This window comes from Gelidibacter sp. (genome assembly GCF_053579655.1).
Genome location: NZ_JBMDWE010000056.1, coordinates 1 through 17,131, shown reverse-complemented (window position 1 = coordinate 17,131; position 17,131 = coordinate 1). Strand labels below are relative to the sequence as shown.

The following is a 17,131-nucleotide window of genomic DNA, read 5'->3' as shown; positions in this document are numbered from 1 at the left end:
TTATTTAGAGATTGGAGTGAAACAGATGAAAGAAAATAGATAATAGAGGATAGACTACAGATCTGAATTAATTAAGAAAGATTCTTCTCTTGTCTTTGTTCTTTGTTCTTTATTCTTATTTAGAGATTGGAGTGAAACAGATGAAAGAAAATAGATAATAGAGGATAGACTACAGATCTGAATTAATTAAGAAAGATTCTTCTCTTGTCTGTGTTCTTTATTCTTTATTCTTATTTAGAATTATGAAAACAATCCTATACATCATACAAAAAGAGTTCAAGCAAATCTTTAGAAATAAAGGCATGCTGCCTATTATTTTTGTTTTGCCGTTACTCCAACTCGTTATTTTATCTAATGCTGCCACTTTTGAAGTTAAAAACATCAAATTTGGTTATATCGACAATGATCACACCTCAACCTCGAGAGCGTTAATAGAAAAATTCAATGCCTCCACCTACTTTAATGTGTTAACTGATTTTTCTTCAGAAAAAAACGCGAGTGCAGCCATGTTGAAAGGAGAAATTGATGTTGTTTTGGATATTCCGCGGCATTTTGAACGGGATTTACAAAAAGAAAAGCACAGTAATTTAGGCGTCACTATTAATGCCATTGATGGCGCTGCCGCTGGTGTTGAAAACGTGTATCTTACACAAATACTACAAAACTATAACAAGCATCTCAAAACGGATTTGATGCAAGTTTCAGACGCTCAAATACAACCTTTAAATATTGACACCATTCCCTTGTTTTGGTACAACGAAACCCTAAACTATAAAACCTTTATGGTGCCGGGAATTTTAGTGTTGTTAGTGACGATGATTACACTTTTTCTATCCGGAATGAATATTGTCCGCGAAAAAGAAATCGGAACTTTGGAACAGATCAACGTCACGCCGATTAAGAAAAGTCAATTTATCATCGGAAAACTCTTCCCGTTTTGGGTTATTGGCATGGGTTTATTAACAGTCGGGTTGATACTGGCGCGCTTGATATTTAACATCCCAATCATCGGCAGTTTAGCCCTCCTGTATTTCTACACCTCCATTTATATTTTAGTGATTTTGGGGATTGGTTTATTCATTTCGAATTTTACCGATACACAACAACAAGCCATGTTTATTGCTTGGTTTTTTATGGTTATATTTATTCTGATGAGCGGATTGTTCACGCCTATTGAAAGTATGCCACGCTGGGCGCAAATCATTACCGAATTCAATCCCATAAAATACTTTGTTCAAGTGATGCGGATGGTCATGCTTAAAGGTTCTGGATTTATGGACATACTTCCGCAGCTTATTAAAACACTTATTTACGCTATTGTTATGAACGGATTGGCAGTTTGGAGTTATAAAAAAACAGCATAAAATCATATATGGAGACTGATCAAAAAATAAAGCTATCTAGAGATGAATCCTTGTTTGTAAGAGGGCCATTGTCGCGATTTAGGGATTTCAATTTTGCCATTAAAGTGTTTTTCAACTTTATAAAAGCGTTTCGGAAAATGCATTTTATCGGACCTTGCGTCACTGTATTTGGCTCAGCCAGATTCACCGCAGATTCTGATCATTATAAAAGTGCAGAAAAAATCGGCGCTGCCTTATCAAAAATCGGATTTACAGTCATGACCGGAGGTGGCCCCGGAATTATGGAAGCTGCGAATAAAGGCGCGTTTGAAGCTGAAGGAAACTCGTGGGATGTAATATTATTTTACCTTCTGATCAAAAACCGAATCCCTATCTGAATAAATATATTAACATTTCCTACTTCTTTTTACGCAAAGTGATTCTTATAAAATACTCCTACGACAAGGATGTCATTTTAGTTAAAGAGCTTATGGATGCTACCGAGCAAATGAAAAGTATCGGATTATTGGATTCAAAGATTCAAAAAGTAAGAGATGAAGTGATAAAATTATGCCGTATGGAACATAATTAACGGTTTCAATTTTTCAGGTAGTTTTCCGAAATAATCATAAAATTCAAGATGGATTGCCTCCAATCTAGATTGAAGCCTTTAATTTTATAGTTTGTCATCACGCTGATCTGCCACTTCTCCCCCATTTATAAGATAAACTGTCCGCGTCGGAAACGCCAATCCAACACCTTCCTTATCGTAACGTTTTTTTACACTTTCATAAACATCACATTTCATAGCAAATGCTTCTTTATAGCTGCGTGCCCAAGCCCAAGCTCTGATCGTGATTGAAGAGTCGTTAAATTTGATAAGTGCTGTTCGGATCATTGGTTTCCCCTCTTTGATATCTTTTTTAGATCGGTTATCAAGAATTAATGGATGTTTTGCGCATTCTTCGGCCAATATCTTTTTGGCAAGATCAATATCGCTATCATAGGTAATACCCATTTCAATAAGCTCGCAACATTTTGGATCACCTAAATCATAATTGATCAATTTTTCTTTGTTGATCACCGCATTTGGAACCACAATCATTTTATTCTCATTATTACGAATAATGGTGTGTCGCAAGGTAATATCAGTCACGGTTCCTACCATGGCATCACTCAGTTTTATCACGTCGCCAATTTTGAAAGGCTTAAATGTGATAATAAAAACACCGCCTACCAGGTTTGACAAGGCCTCTTGAGAAGCAAAGCCAGCGATAAGTGCCAGAACACCGGCACCGCCCAATGCGGTTTGCGCAACCCCTCGCAAGGATGGAAAAGCCATAACTCCAAAAAGAATACCGATAAAACAAATAATAAAAACGACCACATAACGCAGGAATTTATAGCTTGTGGTATCATAATTCTGTAGAATTCTTTCTTGAATGTTGCGTTTAAACCAGAGATTGGTTAAGGTTGCGGATATAATAGTCACAACAGCCACCATGCCCAAATACCCAGCGAGTTTAAAGTATCCTTTTAAGGTTTCATGCTTATCTTCATCCACAAAAATAAAACTCAAGGCTATCAGCCCTAAAATTAACCAAAGGGTATTTAACGTGCGCTTTAATATGGTCACGGGTTTTACATGCGTGGAAAGAGCTCCAGAATTTCTTTCTACTTCTTTTTTAAGTAACCATTTATTGATGATGTTGGTTATAAAATGTAGTCCTATAACCACGGCAATAACAATGGCACCGTAGATTATATGGGATTGGTATGTTTCTAAAAATTCTGTCATGAGAAATAGATGATATGGTTAATTGATACAACAAAGGTTATTTTTAAACTTCAATTTTCAGTCATACTTTTTATATATAACATTTAAAAACTTCTTAAGGAATCAATCTTTTAAAGATAAGGTTTTACGAATAACATAGCTGAGTAAACGCCTCAGACGTTCATTAGAAACAAAAAATCTTATCAAACTTTATAAAGCGGCAGCACTCACTGATTTTATTTCTTCTTCAATCTCTTCAGTATGAACAAGTTTTAGTTTTTTTTTTTTAAAAACATTCATTTCGACTCACCCGAGCGTGCGATATCTGCAGTTTTCCCAATCATAATGCCTTGAGACTGGCCTTTTCCTAAATAAGCATTGAACCAATTCCAAAAGGTTCTAAATCTATTCCGATAGCTTACCAATAAATACAAATGCACAAAAAGCCAAGCAGCCCACGCCAACCATCCTGTAAATGTGGTTTTAGGAAAGGTCATCTCAGCCACTGCTTTTTTATCGCCGATAATTGCCATGGCGCCTTTATCCTTATATTTAAATGGTTGTAGCGTTTTATTATCGACCATGGCCACAAAGTTTTCTGCCATGGCTTTGCCTTGTTGCTTTGCAACACTTCCCAGCTGTGGATGTCCTTCTGGAAAATCAGGATCTGTTTTTTGAATGCACGCGTCGCCCAGAGCGTAAATATTATTAGTGTGAGCTACTTTATTAAAAGCATCAACGGCCAATCGGTTACCGCGTTCATAACATTCATCAGGAATCCCTTTAAACCTAAGCCCCGTAACGCCTGCCGTCCAAATCAAAGTTTTGGTTTCAATAAAATCGCCATCGTTAAAAAAGACTTTATCGTCTTTATAATCGGTAACCAACGCATTCAACCGCACTTTTATCCCCATATTTTCAAGCGTTTTATAGGTGTATTTTTGCGATTTTTCACTCATTGGCGGCAGCACGGTTGAAGCACCATCTACCAGATAGATATTTAACTGTTCATTGACCAATTCCGGATAGATATCTCGTAATTTTAGTTTGCGCATTTCAGCAATCATACCCGCAATTTCAACGCCTGACGGACCCGCTCCAGAAATGACAATATTTCGGATTTTTCGTTTTTCATCCTCATCGGTACAATAGGTGTATTTTTCACCCTCCATGATCAGATAGTTTCGCAATTTGATGGCGTCATTGACGGTTTTCATTGGCAATGCGTTTCTTTCGATATTCTCCATCCCGAAATAATTGCTTTTTGTCCCAGTTGCGATAATCAAATCATCATAGACCAAATCTCCCGTAGACAGCTTTATTCTATTTTCTCCGGGGATGATTTCCTCCAATTCGCCAATCCTGAAATACAAATTATCCTTTCCGGTAAAGAGGGTACGAAAAGGGATGCATATGCTGGAAATATCCAACATTCCTGTAGATACTTGATATAATAATGGTGGAAAGAAATTGTAATTATTCCTATCCACCAAGGTCACTTTTAGCCCTTTTTTGTTTCCCAACGCTTTTGCCATATAAACACCGGCAAAACCTCCTCCTATAATTACGATGTGCTTGTCTTTCATTTTTATGCTTTTTAACGCGTTGCTGAGACACTTTAAATAAAAAACTGAGAACTATTTCGGACCTATGAAGCCTGGATATGTGCGTGTCCACAGGTTATTTTCTTCGTCTAATTCTTGCTTTCTGGCTTTAAATCATCACAATTATAAAGATGGTTTTTAATGTATTCAAAAACAAAACCTACCCCCTTTCATAGCTAAAAACCCGAATAGATCCGGTTAAAATAAAAAAGGAGAATTACGCTTATAATTCTCCTTTTTCTAAATCATCTTTATACTTTCCTATTTATCCTGAACTGCTCTTTTTGCTTGAGACGTTGGCAAATGAACTTGCAAACCAACGGTTAGCCCAAGACTATGCTGATAGGTCGTATTTCCACCACCTACGAGCCCATTGTATTTAACTGAAGTTTCCAAGGCCACACTGTCTGTTATAAAGTAAGCATAACCAGGCCCAAATCCGAATGCAAAACCATTTGTAGTTGGACCATCTTTAACATTTACTCCTGCAAAACCTGCATTTGCTTCCAAGAAAAAACGTCCGTTTTTCAACAAGTTATCTATACCTTTTTCTCCTGGAGACACATAGTATCTAGATAAGGCCTGGATTCCATAGAGAGTAGCTTCAGAAGCACCTTCTGATTTAGCAGATTTAGTATAACCTAAATTGACCACTGCTCCTATCAAGAAGTTATCAGAAACAAAATAACCAACTTTTGGAGCTAATCCAACGTTAAATCCTGCACCTTTATTAAGTCCAAAGTTAAAACCGAAAAGTCCGTTGCTTGCTGTACTTGTAATACCACTACCCAAGTCGGTACCGATCATATAATCGCCTTTGCTCAATTGTGCATTTGAAATACCGACAGCGCCAAAAACCATGACGAATGTCATTAACATTGCATTTTTTAAATTTTTAGAAGGGCTCCTTCTGACCTCTTCGCAATTTAAATTTTTACTTTGAATGTCTAGTTTACCATTTTCAGCGATTGCGGAATAAAATTTGTTTGTTTTTTTCATCGTATTATACATTTAAATGTAGAAGGCATAATTTCCAAACCTAATTTTAAATCTAATAACACTATAGATGTATAGAAGATATGTTAGATTTAAATTCATCAGCTGCAAATTGTGCTTCTGGGTTGTTAATATTAAATCTATCCTAAATATACGATGTGTTGGAATATTTTCGAATATGGCACAGCCAAAGTTTTGTTAAATGTTACTGAAAATCAAACTCTTATAGGAACGGAGATAATAATCGGACGGCTCTTTCCCACAGTAATATATATTTTGGTCGTTGAAGCCATACCGATGCATCGATCATTTCAGACTCTTCTAAATCATCATAAAAGACATCCGTCAATTGTTTTGCAAGCGAATTACCGTACACTATCGCATTCACTTCAAAATTGAGATCAAAACTTCGGTAATCCATATTTGCCGATCCAACAATTGCTAAATTATCATCAATGACCATTGTTTTGGCGTGAACAAAGCCTTTGTTGTATTGATAGATTTTCGCGCCATATTGCAAGAGTTCCGTATAATAAGCACTTGCCGCAGCATTTACCATTTTAGAATCTGAAATACCGGGAATTAAAATCTTGACGTCCAATCCGCTTTGAATGGCGATAATCAAAGCATCCATCAAGCTTTCTCCTGGAATAAAATACGGACTTGTGATATAGATGCTATTCTTTGCAGAACCAATGGCTTCCAATAGCGAATAGAAAATAACAGGCTGCTTACTATCTGGCCCTGATGCTGCAATTTGCACGATATCATTTTTTATGGAGTCATGTTGTGTTTGATCAGGAAAATACTTTTTATCATACTCTAAACATATTGGACTGCAAAAATTCCAATCGCACATAAACAAGTATTGTAAATACGAGGTCGCTGCACCTGTGATCATCAAATGGGTGTCTCTCCAAAATAAAGGATTTTCTTTTTTGAGATCGTTTCGGTATTTATCACTCATATTAATTCCTCCTACAAATCCGACTGTACCATCAATTATAATAATTTTTCGGTGGTTACGGTAATTGAGTCGGTTGGCCAAAGCATACCATCTTATTCTGTAAAAAGGGATTGTTTGTACACCAGCATCTTCTAATCTTTTGATAAATGCTTTGCCAAGCCCATGGCTTCCAAAATCGTCATACATAAATCGCACCTCAACGCCTTCTTGCGCTTTTCTGATCAGAATATTGGCCACAGAATTTCCTGTAATGTCATTTTCATAAATATAATACTCGATATGAATATGAGATTTCGCATTCTCTAAGGCTTTTAAGAGCTCTGGAAATTTTTATTCCCCATTAATCAGCAGTTTCACTTGGTTATTTGCGGTTAACGGACTGCTTCCCGAATGCAAGATGAATTTTGATAAATTCTGATAGCTGCCGGCTACTAAGCCCGAAGTGCCTATCGATTCAGAATATGTATTCATTCTTTCCTTAATGCTTTTTCGAAGCGGTTCATCGTCAACAATTTTCTTCGAATACAACTTTCGTTTTCGATAATTGATGCCCACATAAAAATAAAAAATCATGCCCACAAAAGGAACAAATACAATAAAAAGGATATAAGCCAACGCTTTAGTGCTGCTTCGCGTATCATATAAAACCCTTAAAATGACGAAAATAACTAATAATCCATATGCGATTTCTGCAAGTAAGATCCAACTCATATTAAAGTGTTTTTTGTAGTGTTAAATTAAGGTATTTCCTTCAATAAAAAGACCTCACATGTTTTAAAAACTTGTGAGGTCTACATAATAAAAATGAGCTATTTAAGTGATTTCAAGAACTTATTCGCGTTGCACTTCAGCAACTTCTTCCAGTTCCTCTTCACTTTCATCAAAATAGAGATAGCGTTCTTTACTATCATCCAATTCGTCCATCCATTCAGTATGGTGGGTTTCGGCCTTGGTACCAGTAACCACACTTTGGAATGTTTTATCTCTATAAGTTAAAATATTCTCGTCCTTATCCTGAAGCCACTCCTTAAACATCACGCCAACATTATCGACGTTAAAATCAGGATAGTCAGAAATCGCCAATAAATCTTTAATGTAAGCCGATTGAAAATCGACATCATCAGCACCCGAATGCAGTTTTTCATTAGCGCTTAACCAGGTATCAATATCGATGCGTCGTTCTGCTTTTGACGGTAATTCATAGCGCTCCATCATAAAATCTCGCGCCACCCAAGCCTGCGCATCAAACATGTTAAAGGTATAGTACTGATCCTGCATTCCTAAATAAATCAATTTTGGCAATTCGTTAAAGAATACGCCTTTATAAAGATTGTCAGGGTAGAGATTATTTTTGGTTTTTAAGCGTAATTCATCCGGTAGAAATGGGAATTTATGCTGGTATCCCGTACACATAATAACGGCATCAAATCTGGCCGATGTCCCATCTTTAAAATGGGCTATGTCGTCTTCAAAATGAGTCAATAACGGGACTTCCGTAATACCGTCTGGCCAATTCACACCAATCGGATTGCTTCGATAACTCAAAGTAACCGTCTTTGCGCCATGTTTATGACATTGCACGCCGATATCTTCAGCCGAATAACTACTTCCGATAATCAACAAGTCTTGATCTTTATAAGGATCAGCACCTCTGAAATCGTGCGCATGCATCACTTGACCCGGGAAATCCTCAATCCCTTTAAAGTAAGGCATATTTGGCGTTGAGAAATGACCTGAAGCCACCACGAGATAATCAAACACTTCCGTGTAGGTTTTATTGATTTTCAGATCGTCCAAAACCATTTCAAACTTTTCAGTTTCCTCATTATAGTTAACCCAACGCACCGTGGTATCAAACCGAATATAATCGCGCACTTTATTCTTTTTAATCCGTCCCTGGATATAATCGAATAATACCGGTCGGGGTGGATAAGAGGAGATTGGCTTTTTAAAATGTTCATCAAAGGAATAGTCTGAAAACTCTAAACATTCCTTTGGACCGTTAGACCATAAGTATTTATACATACTGCCATGGATGGGTTCTCCATACTTCCCAACACCGGTTCGCCAGGAGTAATTCCACATGCCGCCCCAATTACTTTGTTTTTCAAAACACACCACTTCTGGCACATCCAATCCTACATTTTTTGCTGCTTCAAAAGCTCTCAGTTGCGCCAGTCCACTGGGTCCTGCACCAATAATTCCGACACGCTTTTGAGTCATTTTTCCAATTCTTTTGTTATTCATTTATGGTAATAGAGTTGTAGTCGGCAGAAAAAACTTACATAAAAAGCATTTCTACAAACAATTATTAATTCTGATTTATGGAAAAAGCTGCAGTGGTGCAGCAAAAGGTACACTAGGTATTCAATAAAAATCAAGACTCAAGACAGACGAAATGGAGTCACAATACATGAATTATTTTTTTATTTTTCCGAAGTGGAGAATATAATGGTTTTTAGGCGAAATTCCAATTTTATGAATGAGAAAATAGAAAAAACAGGGGTTTAGAATAATGCCGCGAATGCACGAATTTAAAAATTTTATAGATTTTAATGCATATCCATAATCAGTAATTAGACATCTAATGTCTTAATTCCTTGATTTTAATAAAAGTTACACACTACGAGAGACCTCACAGGTTTCCAAAACCTGTGAGGTCTAGTCATTATAGAAGCTTCTCCTTCTTCTCACGAATCATATAGATACCGATTAAAATCAATACACCTCCAACGATGTACCATAAAGTGAATTCTTCGCCATCTAAAATTCCCCACATGACCGCAACAATAGGCAATAAATAGCTTACTGAACTTGCAAATACAGGCGATGTGTTCTGGATCAATTTATAATACAAAAACATGGCAACGGCGGTTCCGAAAACGGACAAAATCCCTAAATAACCCATCGCTTCCGTTCGTTCTGGTGTCAATTCAAAATTTTGAAAGAATCCCGTAAAAAATAAGATTATAAATGAGGGAATCGACCAAAATGAAAACACCGCCGCCGTTAACTTGATAGACGTCAAATCCGGAATTCTCTCTTTAATGACCAAAGCATTGACAGCATAAGACGCGCCTGCCAGAACGACAAGCATGGCATACCAAAATTGAGAGTCTTCGGAATTAGCTTCTGAAAAATAAATGAGGCTGGCGGCGCCCAAAAACCCGACAACACCTCCGAAAACTTGCGTTACGGTACTTTTTATGCCAAATAACAAAAATCCAAAAGCAAGCACAAAAATGGGGAATAAGGCATCCAAAATTCCCGCTAATGAACTGCTGACCTCTTGTTGTGCAATTGGAAACAGGAACATGGGCAGGAAATTCCCAAAAAAACCGGCCACTACCACCCAAAACAAAGTTTTACGAGGCATTTTAAAAATAGCGGGAAATCCAATAATCCCTAAGATAAGTCCCGAAACAGCGACACGAATGGCGCCAATCTCATAAGGAGAAAAGGCAAGCAATGATTTTTTCACTAGGATGAATGAACTTCCCCAAGTAAGTGCCAGGATGCTGAAAAGAAACCATCGGTTGTTAAGTAATTTTAACATCTGTCATATAATTTTAGGCCACTGATTTGAGGCGAACGTTATCTTGGTACATGTTGTGGTTTTTTCTTGGGCTCTCTAATGAGATAAATGCCAATCAATATTAACATAGCGCCTAACAGATACCAAATAGTAAATCTTTCGCCATCCAACAATCCCCAACTTACCGCGACAATTGGCAATAAATACGTAACCGTACTTGCAAATACTGGCGACACTTCCTGAATTAACTTATTATATAAAACGCCACAAATAGCAGTTCCAAAAACTCCTAAAATCATCATATAACCAATCCCTTCCCATGTTTCGGGAGAAGATTCAAAACTGGTAAAAAAACCAGAAAATGTCAAAGCAATCAATGAAGGAATGAGCCATAACGAAATGGCGCCACTCGACAATTGAAGTGATGGCACATGACCTAATCTATATTTCACAATCAATGCAGACAAGCCGTAACAAGCTGTCGCCAACACAATAAGTAAGGCATATAAAAACTGCGTCTCTCCAGCACTTGTTTGAGAGAAATACAACAGAACGGCAGCGCCCGAAAAGCCAATTACCGCACCAACAATTTGGATCAATTTACTTTTAATTCCGAAGAATAAAAATCCTATCACGAGCACAAAAACTGGCACTAAAGTATCTAGAATACCTGCCATAGAGCTGCTTACTTGTGTTTGAGCTATGGGAAATAAAAACGTGGGGAAAAAATTACCGAAAAACCCTGCGACACCCACCCATATCATCGTTTCCTTGGACATTTTACGCAATGCTGGCAATCCAAATTTCACGAGTACAATCCCTGAAATGACCATTCGAAGGGCACCAATTTCATAGGGACTAAAAACCAGTAAGGTTTTCTTGATTAAGATAAAAACACTTCCCCAAGTCAGGGCGAGGATGCATAAGACGATCCATTTGTTTTCAAGTGCTTTTGCCATTGTTTTGCTTTAAAAAATTTAAGCTGCAAATTTAAAACAATAAGCGCAGTCAAAAGCTTTTATAATCTCAATTATCAAACTTTTTGACCACGTAATATTTGACAGCTAATTCTGGAATTATAATCTATTAAAATGCGATTTTAAGATGGCTAATTAATTTTAAAACAAAGACTCAAATTTTTACAATTTGAGTCTTTAGTCTATGTTCTTTGTTCTAACAGCGAAGCGGTCTTAATTCTTTCTTACATATCCAATGTTTGTTCGCCACCTCCATTGATGAAAATGACTTGGCCGCTGGTCCAACTTGAAATTGGCGCCGCAAAATAAAGCACCGCACCGGCGATATCTTCCGCTTCTCCTAATCTTTGAATTGGTGTGTGCTTCAGCATGGCTTTCTCCAATTCGGGTGTTAATACCGTACTTAATGCATGCGTTCTGGTAGCACCTGGTCCAATGGCATTGATACGAATATTATCTGGTCCATAATCGAAGGCCAAGTTTCTCGTCATATGATTAATGGCTGCTTTAGAAGACGCGTACGCACTAATGGCCGGACTCTTATTGATCGATGCCATAGACGACATATTAATAATGCTTCCGTAACCCGCTTTTTTCATGTGTGGTGCTACCAATTGGCAAAGTCGCCACATACTAAAAACGTTCATGTCGAACACTTTCTTAAATTGCTCTACAGTAATATCGTAAGGACTTTCTTTACCAGCACCGCCGCCGCCTACGTTATTCACGAGGATTTCGATGCTGCCAAATTTTGCTACGGTTTTATCTACCAAATTCACTAAAGCTTCATCTCTGGTCACATCACAATCGATCGCAATGGATTTGCCTCCGTCAGCCTTAATTTCATTTGATGTTTTTTCTGCAGCCTCCAAATTATAATCTGAAACGACCACATTAGCACCGTAAGCCGCAAGTATTTCGCAACATGCTTTTCCTATTCCATTGGCTCCGCCTGTGACTATTGCGGTTTTCCCTTTTAAGTCAAAAAATTTTGATGTATCCATATGAATATTATTTATTGTTTATTTTTATTATTTATTTTTTTCCGATTTAACGTGATTCGATCTTATAAAAATCATGTCATAAATAGCTAATGTTCCTGATGAGAATATTAATTTTATTTTTTTAGAAACAAACTTTGACATAAAAACTTTCGTCTTCTTACAAATTTAAATCTCATATTTTCGACGCTTTACCAGGCTAGTCTTTGTTCTTGATTCTTAAAGCGAACCGGTCTTGATTCTTTTCAAACACAACTTTAATTACAACCTCTATAACCACATTTCATCAGCAACCTTAACCATTTGCTTTCCGATATTTTCTCCTGAAAACAATCCGATAAATGCTGAAGGAATTTTTTCAAAGCCTTCAAGAAGATTTTCTTTATATTTTAGTTGGCCAGTATTGTACCATTCGGCCAACTGTTTTTTTGCGAAATCAAATTCATCCATAAAATCAAAAGCTACAAAACCTTCGATTCGCGCGGATTTTTTAATTAATTGATGTGCTGGCCTTGGACCTGTTGGTGGATGATCACTATTATATTCTGAAATCTGTCCGCAAATTACCAGTCGTGCTTTACGATTAATATTAGCTAAAACGGCATCAAAAAGTTCGCCGCCAACATTATCAAAAAACACATCGACACCTTCTGGACAGGTGGCTTTAATGGCAGATTCCATATCTTCGGTTTTTTGATAGTTAATGCCTTGATCAATACCCAATTCGTTTTCCAAATACGCGATTTTGGCTTCTGATCCTGCAATCCCAATAACTTTACAGCCTTTGATCTTTGCAATTTGAACAGCAATACTACCTACCGCACCGGCCGCTCCAGAAACGACTACTGTTTCTCCCTTTTTAAGCAAACCAACGTTTATTATCCCAAAATAAGCTGCCAAACCAGGGATTCCTAACAAACCTACAGCGGTCGATATGGGCGCCAAAGACGGATCCACTTTTTCCAAAGCATCTGTGGAACTGGTTTGATATTTTTGCCAGGCCAAGCGACCGTGGACTATGGTACCTTTCTTAAAATTTCCTGATTTACTTTCTATGACCTGAGCGACAGTTCTACTGGTAATAGGTTTACCAATTTTAAATTTTACACCTGCCGCATCATCCTCACCTTTGTCCATAAAACCACGCATTCCGGGATCAACAGATACATAAAGACTTTTTAACAAGACTTCTCCATCTTTAAGAATCGGCATGTCGATAGCGCTGCTCTTAAACGTATTTTCTGTCGGAACTCCTTTAGGATGTTCAGCAAGAACAATTTCCATATTTTGTTGGGTCTTCATTTTTATTGCATATACGATGTAACGCTTCGAAAACAGGCCATTATATGGTCTTTAAAATTGCCAAAAAGGATCGACTCTAGAAGCTCTACCTTTCAAGGTTTATTTCTTAAAAACTGTTTTACCTTCTTTAATCGTTTCCAAAACCTGAATGTTTTTAATATCCATTGGTTTTACCTTCAGTGGATTTTTATCTAAAATTACAAAATCTGCCAGCTTTCCTTCTACTAATGTGCCTTTAAAATTTTCTTCAAAAAACTCGTAAGCGGCATTGCTGGTAATTGCCTTTAATGCCAAATAAGGCTTGGCTCTTTCCTTTTCGCCGATAATAGCTCCTGAACGTGACACACGATTAACCGCGGTCCAAATTGTAAAAATCGGATCAATGGGCGTGACTGTGGCGTCAGAATGATTGGTTGGCTTTAATCCCAAGCGTTCTGCGCTAACCATCGGACTTAAGAAATCGGCTCTCTGTTTGCCTAAATTTTCAACATGGACATCGCCCCAAAAGTAAGCGTGATTGGTAAAAAATGATGGTTCCATATTATACTGCACTAATTTCAACAGCTGGTCCTGACGTGCAAACTGTGCATGAATCACAATCGTTCTTCGGTCTTTATCCAAAGGCTGATTTAACAGAATGCAGGCATTTCGATGGGCTTCCAAAACCATATCCACCGTGGCATCGCCATTACAATGCACAAATAATTGGTTGTCCTTATCATAAGCCATTACAAACAATTTATTCAATTCATCTTGAGTTAAACTTGGCAAGCCTCTGCAATCATGCGTACAACCAGGAACTTCCGACTTATAAGGTTTTGTAAAATAGGCAGTTTTACCCTGTGGCGAACCATCGGCGACAATTTTTGTGCCTTGCACTTTAAAGCCGTTTTTATAGGTTTTAAAATGCAGTGTAGAATCTTTTAAATTGCTTTCCAATTCAGAATAGCCTGCCAAGGAAATTAAATCAATATAAAACTTACCCGCATCTGCTTGGGCTTGAAAAAATCGAATGGTGTTGCGATCCGTCATTCCGTCTTGTGCCGTGGTAATTCCGTTCGCCGCATAATACTGTTGTGTAGTGTCGAAAAACTTCGCTTGTTTACTGGCCAATTCTTCTAACATGTGACGCACAAATGGATACATGGCTGTTTCCTGAACCAAACCAGTTGGTTCTTTTGAGTTTGGAAAACGAACAATATTCCCGCCTTCCGGATTTTTACTATCGGCAGAAACCTTCATTTTCTCGAGCGCCAACGTATTGGCAACCCCCATATGTCCACTGGTATGTTGCAAATACACAGGATTGTTTGGCAACACTTTGTCGATATCATTTTTGGTAGGATGACGTTTTTCAGCCAATTCTCCATCATCATAACCCCAACCAAAAATCCATTCGCCATCGGCAATCTTATTAGCTTCTTTATAGGCTTTTAAATTTGCCAGAATATCCTCGATATCAGTAACCGTCCCCACAGGCTCTGGATTCAAATCAACCTGTCCCATCGTATTGGACACCATACCAAAATGACTATGCGGATCAATAAATCCTGGCAAAAGCGTTTTTCTCTCAAGATCTATCTTTTTTGCATTTGGATATTTCATCTCTGCCTCTGATTGACTTCCGACGAAAACAATCTTACCATTTTCCTCTACAATAGCTTCTGCATACGATGGTTTTTCAGAATGCATTGTGAGGATATCGCCATTGTAAAATAATTGAGCTGGATCTTTCGCGGTTTTTGCAGAATCGGTTGATTCTTCCTTGTTTTTACAGCTAAAGAAAGCAGTCACTAAAATGATGATATAAATTGTTTTTTTCATGTGTTTGTATTTATTGTTTTCAAGGGTCGCCTGCAGTTCGCGATTAATCATTTCCTTGGTTGATGAAATGTTGAACAGGCGCGTGTCATGTTCTTTTTTATGAATTTACGATGTTGGAGACAGCTTCCTTTTTCATCAGAAACCGTGGTTCGTTATCCAAATAATAGTTATCAGATAGCGTGATGATTTCAAAATCCAAAGTTTTATATATTTTTATGGCAGACGCATTATCAGGATGTACAGTTAAACAAATTTCTTTACAATCATTGTCTTCTAAAAGCGCAATCAATTCGTTAGTCAAGGTTTTTCCAATTTGTTTTCCTCTCGCGCCTGGATGTACACCTAAGGACAAGATCCACCCCTGCTCCTCTTTGGCTACAAGATTCCCTAAGGCATACCCCAAAATCTTGTCCTCTTCTTCAGCAATTAAAAAATAATCTTCAGAAATATCAAACAATTGCCGTAACATAAACAGCGGATAACTGCCCTCTTTAAAACTTAAGATTTCAATTTCATGAACTTTTTTAAGATCGTCTACGGTTGCTTTTCGTATGCTTATCATGGGTTCTGTTTTCAGAATTAAAAGGTTTTTATTTTTAAATATCTCCTTTTGGAGCAATTTCTTGATGTTTTTCATCGAACGATCTTCTAAAGACATCGCCATCTTTAATTAGAGCAATCCTTTTTTTAACGGATTAAAATTGGTGTTATAATAGCTTAAAAGCAGTTCATAAGGACTACGCTATTTTATTTTGATTTTCATCAACTTGAGCTTGAACAATGAACGTTATAAAAAACAAGCAAATTGCTAAAAAGTATTGATATAGCATATGTTTATTGCTTAACTTTTTCAATAATCATGCTCTCTTTCAAAGTGAGATAATTAATAATAGCCGAGACCACGCCTGCAATAACACCTATAATAATTAACGCAGAAACTAAAGAAACCTCAACGGTACCCATAAATTTTTGCCATAGCACTGCTAATGAGATCAATACCCCAAAAGTGAAAAACCCATGTTTTATAGTCAGCCAAACTGTGGTGGGAAAAAACGGTGCTTTTTTTACTTTAATGCCAAAATAAGCAACCAAAGTCAAAATCATCGATAAGGTAATCGCCAAAACTACTGCAGTTCCCAAAACGGTTTCTTCAGAATTTGTGATGGCATCGACGGAAACCGGAATAACGGATTTATCTTTTAAGAAAAAATATTGGATGCCTTTTACTAAGCTAGGTTGTTTTTGTGTTGCCATAGTGTCCTATTTAATAATCCATAATTAAAAAGCAATTGACGATAGCGTAGCAAGTATTTATTTTATGATATTAAGTGTGTTAGTATTTGACAGCTATTTATCGTGTTTATTTCTGCAATACAATATCCAGGACTTTGTTATTTGCAAGTAAAATTTTACAATCCTTATATGAAGGCGCTGAAAACTCGGGTATTATATTATTTGAGAATCCGTAACCTTCCTTTGGAATTCCCAACATATTACGATTGCATTTACCATCCGAATTTTCATCATGATACAAGGAAACAGCATATTCGCCTTTGGGCAAATCTTTAATAATGATGGTTTCCTTCGCTTTATCAACAAATATCGTATAATTCTTAAAGGCCGCACCATCTTTCAGAAAGGTTGCTTCCTTATCAAAACACCAATAATGAGTTCTCCTTTCAGGATTTTAATATTTGAAATCAAGTTGTCCGATTAAAGTTGCGTTGACCTACTAAGAATAATGATAAATAAAGGTCTTTCAATGTTTTTGATCCTCAATCTCCTTCATTTCGAGGTTTTTTGAA

Annotated in this window: 15 protein-coding genes and 2 pseudogenes; 3 read left to right on the top strand and 14 right to left on the bottom strand. The window is 37.1% G+C overall.

Features of this window, described 5'->3' with window-relative positions:
- Positions 1-242: 242 nt before the first annotated feature.
- Genes ACOH2D_RS17465 through ACOH2D_RS17455 form a run of 3 tightly spaced genes read left to right on the top strand, consistent with a single transcriptional unit; the run spans position 243 to position 1,935 of the window.
- Positions 243-1,364: an ABC transporter permease gene (locus ACOH2D_RS17465; RefSeq protein WP_348035735.1), complete on the top strand. Its 1,122-nt coding sequence runs from the start codon at positions 243-245 to the stop codon at positions 1,362-1,364.
- Positions 1,365-1,372: 8 nt separating this feature from the next.
- Complete coding sequence (locus tag ACOH2D_RS17460) at positions 1,373-1,741, top strand: LOG family protein (protein WP_348035734.1); 369 nt, start codon at positions 1,373-1,375, stop codon at positions 1,739-1,741.
- Positions 1,742-1,779: 38 nt separating this feature from the next.
- Positions 1,780-1,935 (top strand): hypothetical protein, encoded by a 156-nt coding sequence (locus ACOH2D_RS17455; RefSeq protein WP_348035733.1) that lies wholly within the window; start codon positions 1,780-1,782, stop codon positions 1,933-1,935.
- Positions 1,936-2,019: 84 nt separating this feature from the next.
- Here the strand turns inward: ACOH2D_RS17455 and ACOH2D_RS17450 are convergent, their stop codons facing one another.
- The 14 genes and pseudogenes from ACOH2D_RS17450 to ACOH2D_RS17385 form a co-directional block, all read right to left on the bottom strand.
- Positions 2,020-3,141, bottom strand: coding sequence for a mechanosensitive ion channel family protein (locus ACOH2D_RS17450; RefSeq protein ID WP_449536052.1), 1,122 nt, complete (start codon positions 3,139-3,141; stop codon positions 2,020-2,022).
- A 275-nt stretch (positions 3,142-3,416) separates the two neighbouring features.
- Positions 3,417-4,706: an NAD(P)/FAD-dependent oxidoreductase gene (locus ACOH2D_RS17445; RefSeq protein WP_449536051.1), complete on the bottom strand. Its 1,290-nt coding sequence runs from the start codon at positions 4,704-4,706 to the stop codon at positions 3,417-3,419.
- 279 nt (positions 4,707-4,985) lie between these two features.
- The gene (locus ACOH2D_RS17440; RefSeq protein WP_449536050.1) at positions 4,986-5,723 is read right to left on the bottom strand and encodes a hypothetical protein; all 738 of its coding nucleotides are present in this window, start codon (positions 5,721-5,723) and stop codon (positions 4,986-4,988) included.
- A 220-nt stretch (positions 5,724-5,943) separates the two neighbouring features.
- A pseudogene (gene cls / locus ACOH2D_RS17435) lies at positions 5,944-7,002 on the bottom strand (cardiolipin synthase); the annotation flags it as partial.
- Positions 7,003-7,017: 15 nt separating this feature from the next.
- Positions 7,018-7,398, bottom strand: a complete 381-nt coding sequence (locus tag ACOH2D_RS17430) for a PLDc N-terminal domain-containing protein (protein ID WP_449536049.1) — start codon at positions 7,396-7,398, stop codon at positions 7,018-7,020.
- Positions 7,399-7,518: 120 nt separating this feature from the next.
- Positions 7,519-8,910 (bottom strand): trimethylamine monooxygenase, encoded by a 1,392-nt coding sequence (locus ACOH2D_RS17425; protein WP_449536053.1) that lies wholly within the window; start codon positions 8,908-8,910, stop codon positions 7,519-7,521.
- Positions 8,911-9,355: 445 nt separating this feature from the next.
- A complete protein-coding gene (locus ACOH2D_RS17420) occupies positions 9,356-10,243 on the bottom strand; it encodes a DMT family transporter (protein WP_348038776.1) in 888 nt (295 codons plus the stop codon).
- Between the two features lie 38 nt (positions 10,244-10,281).
- Complete coding sequence (locus tag ACOH2D_RS17415) at positions 10,282-11,181, bottom strand: DMT family transporter (RefSeq protein ID WP_348038774.1); 900 nt, start codon at positions 11,179-11,181, stop codon at positions 10,282-10,284.
- Between the two features lie 242 nt (positions 11,182-11,423).
- Positions 11,424-12,203 (bottom strand): glucose 1-dehydrogenase, encoded by a 780-nt coding sequence (locus tag ACOH2D_RS17410; RefSeq protein WP_449536048.1) that lies wholly within the window; start codon positions 12,201-12,203, stop codon positions 11,424-11,426.
- A gap of 267 nt (positions 12,204-12,470) precedes the next feature.
- On the bottom strand, positions 12,471-13,502 hold the full coding sequence (locus tag ACOH2D_RS17405; RefSeq protein ID WP_449536047.1) for an NADP-dependent oxidoreductase: 1,032 nt from the start codon (positions 13,500-13,502) through the stop codon (positions 12,471-12,473).
- A gap of 99 nt (positions 13,503-13,601) precedes the next feature.
- The gene (locus tag ACOH2D_RS17400; protein ID WP_449536046.1) at positions 13,602-15,326 is read right to left on the bottom strand and encodes an amidohydrolase; all 1,725 of its coding nucleotides are present in this window, start codon (positions 15,324-15,326) and stop codon (positions 13,602-13,604) included.
- A gap of 97 nt (positions 15,327-15,423) precedes the next feature.
- The gene (locus ACOH2D_RS17395) at positions 15,424-15,888 is read right to left on the bottom strand and encodes a GNAT family N-acetyltransferase (RefSeq protein ID WP_449536045.1); all 465 of its coding nucleotides are present in this window, start codon (positions 15,886-15,888) and stop codon (positions 15,424-15,426) included.
- Between the two features lie 272 nt (positions 15,889-16,160).
- Positions 16,161-16,580, bottom strand: coding sequence for a hypothetical protein (locus tag ACOH2D_RS17390; protein ID WP_348038762.1), 420 nt, complete (start codon positions 16,578-16,580; stop codon positions 16,161-16,163).
- A 106-nt stretch (positions 16,581-16,686) separates the two neighbouring features.
- Positions 16,687-16,977: pseudogene (locus tag ACOH2D_RS17385) on the bottom strand (DUF2141 domain-containing protein); the annotation flags it as partial.
- Positions 16,978-17,131 lie beyond the last annotated feature (154 nt).